The 6,058-nt window shown below is 61.4% G+C and carries 11 protein-coding genes and 1 pseudogene; 8 read left to right on the top strand and 4 right to left on the bottom strand.

Annotation, left to right across the window (positions count from 1 at the left end):
* Positions 1–338: transposase domain-containing protein (locus tag FE811_RS25340; protein ID WP_140849279.1), on the top strand; the 338-nt coding region annotated here is incomplete at its 5' end.
* Between the two features lie 400 nt (positions 339–738).
* Here the strand turns inward: FE811_RS25340 and FE811_RS28520 are convergent.
* The 4 genes and pseudogenes from FE811_RS28520 to FE811_RS25360 all read right to left on the bottom strand — a co-directional run bounded on the left by FE811_RS28520 (position 739) and on the right by FE811_RS25360 (position 2,921).
* The gene (locus FE811_RS28520; RefSeq protein WP_255469847.1) at positions 739–1,101 is read right to left on the bottom strand and encodes a peptide-methionine (R)-S-oxide reductase; all 363 of its coding nucleotides are present in this window, start codon (positions 1,099–1,101) and stop codon (positions 739–741) included.
* 151 nt (positions 1,102–1,252) lie between these two features.
* The gene (locus FE811_RS25350; protein ID WP_012114948.1) at positions 1,253–2,128 is read right to left on the bottom strand and encodes a LysR family transcriptional regulator; all 876 of its coding nucleotides are present in this window, start codon (positions 2,126–2,128) and stop codon (positions 1,253–1,255) included.
* 271 nt (positions 2,129–2,399) lie between these two features.
* Positions 2,400–2,557, bottom strand: a pseudogene (locus FE811_RS25355) (IS5/IS1182 family transposase); the annotation flags it as partial.
* A 61-nt stretch (positions 2,558–2,618) separates the two neighbouring features.
* Positions 2,619–2,921 (bottom strand): hypothetical protein, encoded by a 303-nt coding sequence (locus tag FE811_RS25360; RefSeq protein ID WP_219848958.1) that lies wholly within the window; start codon positions 2,919–2,921, stop codon positions 2,619–2,621.
* 35 nt (positions 2,922–2,956) lie between these two features.
* Here FE811_RS25360 and FE811_RS25365 point away from each other — a divergent pair, with 35 nt between their 5' ends.
* From FE811_RS25365 to FE811_RS25395, 7 genes are all read left to right on the top strand, one after another.
* Complete coding sequence (locus FE811_RS25365) at positions 2,957–3,469, top strand: topoisomerase DNA-binding C4 zinc finger domain-containing protein (RefSeq protein ID WP_012114946.1); 513 nt, start codon at positions 2,957–2,959, stop codon at positions 3,467–3,469.
* A gap of 93 nt (positions 3,470–3,562) precedes the next feature.
* Complete coding sequence (locus tag FE811_RS28525; protein ID WP_255469848.1) at positions 3,563–3,874, top strand: JAB domain-containing protein; 312 nt, start codon at positions 3,563–3,565, stop codon at positions 3,872–3,874.
* A gap of 108 nt (positions 3,875–3,982) precedes the next feature.
* Complete coding sequence (locus FE811_RS25375; RefSeq protein ID WP_140849281.1) at positions 3,983–4,501, top strand: DNA repair protein RadC; 519 nt, start codon at positions 3,983–3,985, stop codon at positions 4,499–4,501.
* A gap of 103 nt (positions 4,502–4,604) precedes the next feature.
* Positions 4,605–5,096, top strand: a complete 492-nt coding sequence (locus FE811_RS25380; protein WP_140849283.1) for a DUF6878 family protein — start codon at positions 4,605–4,607, stop codon at positions 5,094–5,096.
* A gap of 10 nt (positions 5,097–5,106) precedes the next feature.
* Positions 5,107–5,484 carry a hypothetical protein gene (locus FE811_RS25385; RefSeq protein WP_140849285.1) on the top strand — a complete coding sequence of 126 codons (378 nt, stop codon included), beginning with the start codon at positions 5,107–5,109 and terminating at the stop codon, positions 5,482–5,484.
* A 1-nt stretch (position 5,485) separates the two neighbouring features.
* Entirely contained in the window at positions 5,486–5,683 is a 198-nt protein-coding gene (locus FE811_RS25390; protein ID WP_140849287.1) for a hypothetical protein, read from the top strand.
* 75 nt (positions 5,684–5,758) lie between these two features.
* Positions 5,759–6,058, top strand: a 300-nt coding sequence (locus tag FE811_RS25395) for a hypothetical protein (RefSeq protein WP_140849289.1), incomplete at its 3' end; no start/stop codon positions are given.

Below are 6,058 nucleotides of genomic sequence, written 5' to 3' on the forward strand. Positions count from 1 at the left end.
GGACTAATTTCGCACCGCCATTCTCACTCGCGGCCGCCATCCGCTATGCGCTGACCCGCATGGAGCGCCTGCGCCCATACCTCGACAACGGCATCCTGGAACTGGACAACAACGCCGCTGAGCGCGGAATGCGCGCAATCGCCTTGGGAAGGAAGAATTACCTCTTCGTCGGTTCCGAAGCTGGCGGCAAAGCCGCCGCCATCGCATACACCCTAATCGAAACGGCCAAGCTGAACGCCGTCGATCCCCATGCCTGGCTCGCCGACACCCTGGCCCGTATCCCGGACTACAAGATCACAAAGGTCGACGACCTGCTGCCTTGGTGCTGGAACGGATAGCGGTCAGACCGGACGGTTACATCAAGAAGAATATGAACTGCTTCTTTCACGGATGCGGCAGTTTTCACCGACCTGAGTTGCCGGTTCGATAATGTTCTCCGGCCTGTGTCCGGCACGACAAAGCGACAGGCGAATGGATTGGCGTTTCCCAGACCAGGGAAATCTGGATTCAGATTTGGTAGCCCCTTGTGATTGCCCTCAACCCCCTTCTGCGCCTCGACTATATAGTTTGCGAATGCCTCACAAGTCTCAGACGATCCCAGCACACCAACTGTGACCACCGCACCAGCGTGTGCCTGAAGTGGGCCGAATTCTCGAAGGCCTTGGCGCGGGTCGATGTGCTTTTGACCGTTGCCAAATTGCAGGTCAGGTTCATCGAAGACTATTGCCGTGAACGTCATCAGAACATTCCCCCTTGGTCAGGGTCTTCGAACAGAGCAGCGGTCGGGTCTGTTCGTTTCCAGGCTGCTTCAGGTGTCGCGACAGGCAAGCGCACCACGGGGGCCCGTTCGAATATCAACGGGCCTTGTTCGGAACGCGCAGTATCCGAGTTGGTGAAGCTCGGCCATCCGCAGCCCGACTCGTATTTGTCGGACGATGCGAACAGGGGTTCGCCTGAGACGATATCGACATAAATGCCGGGTTCCTTATTATGGAGAAGCGCACCGGTTCCTGGTCGCTCGGTCGCACTCTGCTGCGTCACCCGATATTCCTCAGGTGACAGCTTGGCGATAGCAGCTTCTGTCTTCTTGTAGGCTGTCATGGATTCCTCCTTCGAACTCATACCCGAGAAAATGGATATTCGATCCGAAGGTGTCCAATACGCCGCAACTATAGTTTTGATGTTGTCACCGGCATGCACTGGGAACGCTTGTGTGGTCGCCGCACCATAAAGGCCCGCGCCTTCACGGAATTCACGACCACACATACCGCTCTATCAGTACACGGAGCTGCCGCAGCGCCGTTGCCGTTCCAGATCCCGAAATCGATTGGAATGCCACCGTGCGCGACAGGTCGAGCGTATCGACCGGGCGTAACGTCAAGCCCTCTACGATTGCCGAACGTTCAGGCAGCATGCAAACGCCCGCGCCCGATGCCACGGCTTGTTGAATCAAATCCTCCCGTTCGGATCTGAGCCGTGGGATCATGAAAATCGCGCGCTCGTTCAAATGGTTTTGCACGCGCGTGCGGAATTCGCACTGGAGGCGATCAAGGTAAGGCTGTTCCGATAGCTCGACAAGAGACACCGAGGCTTGGCTTGCCAGGCTGTGTCCATGCGCCATCGCCAGTAACAGTCGCTCACGGAACATTTCAACGGTGGCAATCTTGGTGTTTCCGGCCGCTGGATCCGTGCAGAAGCACCCGTCAATTTGACCGCCGAGCAGGCGCTCCATTCCCTCGTCGCGGGTGATCGGCTGAAGAACCAGTTCAAGCATCGGCATCTGTCGAAGGGCGTGTTTCAGAAATTCCGTAATCAGTGCTGGCGCGATGGTATTCACGATACCCAGCGTCAAGGTCTCGCGGCGGCCGCGAACCCGATTGAGGGATATTGCCCGAACCCGCTGTTCGCGGTCGGCGATCGCAGCGAATTCGGATCGTATGTCGCGGCCGAGCGTTGTCAGTCGACTGTCTTTTCCATCGCGATAGACCAACGTTCCGCCCAACTCCTGTTCGAGCCGCTGGATCGCGCGGGTGAGCGTGGGCTGAGACACCCCGCTGCGCATGGCTGCTTCGGTGAAGTTGAGGGTGTCTGCCAGGTTCAGGAAATATCGAATCTGGTTGAGTTCCATTGTTCTTCCTTCGTCGCCTACTCAAGCATCGACTTCAGACCGGACAAGCACCGTCGGCCGAAGGGATGCTTCCGTACAGAAACTATACACGCGGCGATGTCACGGTAATGACTTGTGAGGAGCCCCCCGCGATAGACGCTCTTGTGAGGTGGTCCCGCCTTCTTGGACAGTTTGGCGGCGAAGTTAAGCTACTCCCGGATGTGATTATCCCGCCAGTAGGCATTGTTGCGCAAATCCTCTGAAGGCCGGAGTGCCCTTTCCCTGGACAGACCTATCCTACGCGCTGCGTGAGCGGCGTTCCGAGGGCGGTGAAGCGGTTCAGGATTGCGGCCTGATCTGAAGCTCGGCGACCTGCCTTTCGAAGTCGCGGGACATGACGTGCGCTCCTAGGAGCTTGAAGCAGCGCATCTTGGTCTCGACTAGAGTCCGAACTCGCTACAAACACCGGATGGCGGCAGCGAGACTAATGGTATTTTGATCGCATGCTGCGTTAGGGCTTGGCGGTCATGAGTCGACAGGCGAGCTCGTGGTCAGCCCAACGCGTCGCGAAGGTGTCGGAAACCTCCAACCAACTGCCGTCATTCCCGGCGCCGTGATAGAGGCCCATGCAAGAACATTGGCACTCATGCCCGATAGCGTTCTGACACGTTGGGGAGCATTTCTCCTGCTCGCGGTAAGGCTGAATAACGTAGACCTTGCTGTACTTCGCCAACGCCCGTTCGACGAAATCGTTGAACCAAGCTTTCGGCAATTCCCAGTATTTCTTGCCGTCAATCCAGACCGGGCTTTCCAAGCCGGATTACCGACGATCCGATCCTCCAGATAGCGATGCCCGAACCCGACCCATATCCCCTGGCTGAGGAGCGCCGCCTTTTCTACGTCGCGCTCACGCGGGCTCGCCGTCAGGTTCGCATTTGCACCCTGGCCGATGCGCCGTCGCGCTTTCTGATCGAGCTAGCGAGAACCGGCGCAGTGGAGATCGAAGCGGAGGAAGGCGTTCTGAGCCCGTGCCCGAAGTGCGGCTGCGGCACCATGAAGCGGTACGACGGCCAATATGGCCCGTTCGAGGCATGCAGCACCCACCCTCGTTGTGATTTCAAGCGCAACATCTCGGTGGAAAGTTCCCGTGCGGGGGCACCGTCCAATCGGGTGAGGATCGCACGCCCGATGTCAGTTGGAGATTATTGTCCCACCTGTGGTGATGGATCGATGGTCGTTCGTTCCGGCGGAGCATATCAACCGTTCCTGGCTTGCTCGGGTTATCCTTCCTGCAAGACTACCGCTGCCCTTGACGGAGGCACTGAGGGTGGCGCAACTCGGAGGCAGACGTTGCCCGGTTGATCATCTAGCCGGAACCGGCTCGCGGACGGCTCCAGATGCTCCACCGAATCGGCGAGATAGAAGCCTGAGCCGGAAGGGATTGGATTGAGCGCCGTGCATCAAAGGAATTCACTGCGCGCGCCGATGATCGCTCGTGACTATCACAATAGCGCACCAAATGCCGATCCCCAATCCCGGCACCACCTCTGGAATCACTTAGAAAAAATGCTTGCATTTCAATATGATAAAGCAAGTCGTAGGATGACGCACAACCACCCTTCGGGCGATCCGACGCCGTCGGAGGCCGATCTCAGCATGACCAAGGAGATTCAGAAGGGTTGCAGGTATCTCGGCTTGACGCTGCACGACCACATCATCGTCGGGGCCGGGACGGAGCTGAGCCTGCGAGCCTTGGGCAAGCTCTGAGAGCCTATCGGACCCATCGCCGCCGCGCCATCGAGGAAGAGGGCGACGGTTTGGTCTTTGACGGATGAGGTGGGGAGAGAAGCTTCCCGCGCCGTCGGAGATTTCCCCATGTTCGACTTGCCCTTGCCGATTCACTCGACCGCCTACGCGCGTGGCGTCACACCGCACTTTCCGACTTCCGACGCCGATCCCAATCGTCCCTTCGCCCTGACCCTGTCGCGCCGCGCGCCGGCCGATCTGATGTCGGGCCGGGCCGCGCCCCTAGTCCTTGCCCGCTTCGCGACGCTGGTCGAGGCCATGCAGGGCGCGATCGACGATGCCGAGGGAATGGCCCCGGATGCCACGCCCCAGCTTCTGGCAATCCTCGACCGCGACGAGCGCCTTGTGCTGGCTGGGGCCGCTGGCGACCACGCCGTCGCCTGGTGCCAACCGGTGACGAGCGCGGCCGAAGCGCTCGGCGTGGTGACCGAGGCAATCCAGCTGCGCGGGCAGGCGGGCCGTGCAGCTGCCTTAGGCGAGCCCGATCTGGCGATTCGGCTGCGCCACCGCGCTGATCTTCTGGACGGGCGTCTCGTCGACCCGCTCTGGCGCACCTTGGCCGCCCGGGCGCTGCAGGTCGCTGCTTGAGGCCCGAGAGACAGAGAAGGGCAGGGGGGATTTGGAGCTTGTCCGGGGGAGAGNGAGATCGCCCGACCCGGCTCCGATCCCTTCCCCTTACCGGAGACACCCGATGACCCTGGGTGAACCCACCCTCGTGCCCCCGATGGCGCCCTCGACCGTCGACATGGCGCAGATCTTCGCGGCCCATGCCGAGCGCGCGTCCCGCATCGAAGCCTTGCGCCCGGGCAACAAGGACCGCCTCTTCGACGGCCTCATGGCCGCCGGCATCACCCATGTCACCGTGACCTTCGACGGGGCCGGGGACAGTGGCCAGATTGAAAGCATCGGCGCATGGTCCGGCGAGACCGCAGTCGAGTTTCCCGCGACAGAGATTGAATACGCGGCGCTGACTTGGGACGATCCCGAGGTCGAGATACGGCAGCTCTCGCTGGAAGATGTCGTCGAGCAGCTGGCCTATGACTTCCTCTCCGACACCCATGGCGGCTGGGAAAACAACGACGGTGCCTGGGGCGAGTTCTGCTTCGACGCCGCGGCCCGATGCATCCACCTCGAGTTCAACGAGCGCTTCACCTCGTCCGAACTCTACACCCATGATTTCTGAGGGGGCGGCGATGGCACATCCCTTTCACCACGCCCTCTCCTCGGTGAAGAAATGGGGCGGCACGGTCGACGATTTCATCGCAGTGCATGCGTGGTTCGACCAGAGCAAGGAGATCACGGCCGACTTCCGGCACCGGGCGCTACGCCACCATGCGGAGGGCATCTTCATGGCCGAGACGATCTTCGGGCAGACCCTCACCCTCTCGACCGGGCGCGTCATCCCGACCCGCTGGGTCGGCGAGCAGCATGTGAAGGAAGACCTCGGCTTCATCCCGAGCTTTGCTGACTGGGTGAAGGCCATCCGGCCCGAGCCCTGGATGGGTCGGACCGCGCGGATCGAAGCGCTGGTCGATCCGCATCTCGCCTCGCCCGTGGTCGAGGTGAGCTGAGATGACCGACTCCACCTATGTGCGCCTCGGCCTGCCCTTGACGGCCTCGCCCTATGCGGTCCTGCGTGCTGCGGTCCGGGTGCTCCACCCCGACACGCGCGCCGTGCGCGGCTTCCGGGCAGCTCGCAAGCGCTTCTACCGGCAGATGCTCTGCGCGCATGCCGCGCGACAGGCGGCGGGCGACGATCCGGACAGCTGATCGCTCCCAACCACCCCTTCATCCCGACACAGCGCCCGGCCGCTCGGCCGGGCCTTCCCCATTCAGGAGGTCCCCATGGCGGACTACTTCACCCATTTCTCTTGCCTGCTCGACGTCGGCACCCCCGACAAGGTCGCCCGCGCGCTTGCGCTGTTCCAGGAACTCCGCGCTGCGGATCAGGACGCCGACGACCCGGAGGTCGCGGGCTTCGACCTCGTGCGCCAGGACGCGCCCGAGGGCAGCACGCTCTGGATCTATGACGACGAGCACGGTGATGTCGAATCCGTCATTCGCTTCGTGCTACGTCTTGCGGAAGAGCTCCACCTCACCGGCCTCTGGGGGTTCCAGTATGCCTTATGCCGAATTCGGCATAAA

This window comes from Paracoccus sp. FO-3, assembly GCF_006386455.1.
GTDB lineage: Bacteria > Pseudomonadota > Alphaproteobacteria > Rhodobacterales > Rhodobacteraceae > Paracoccus > Paracoccus versutus.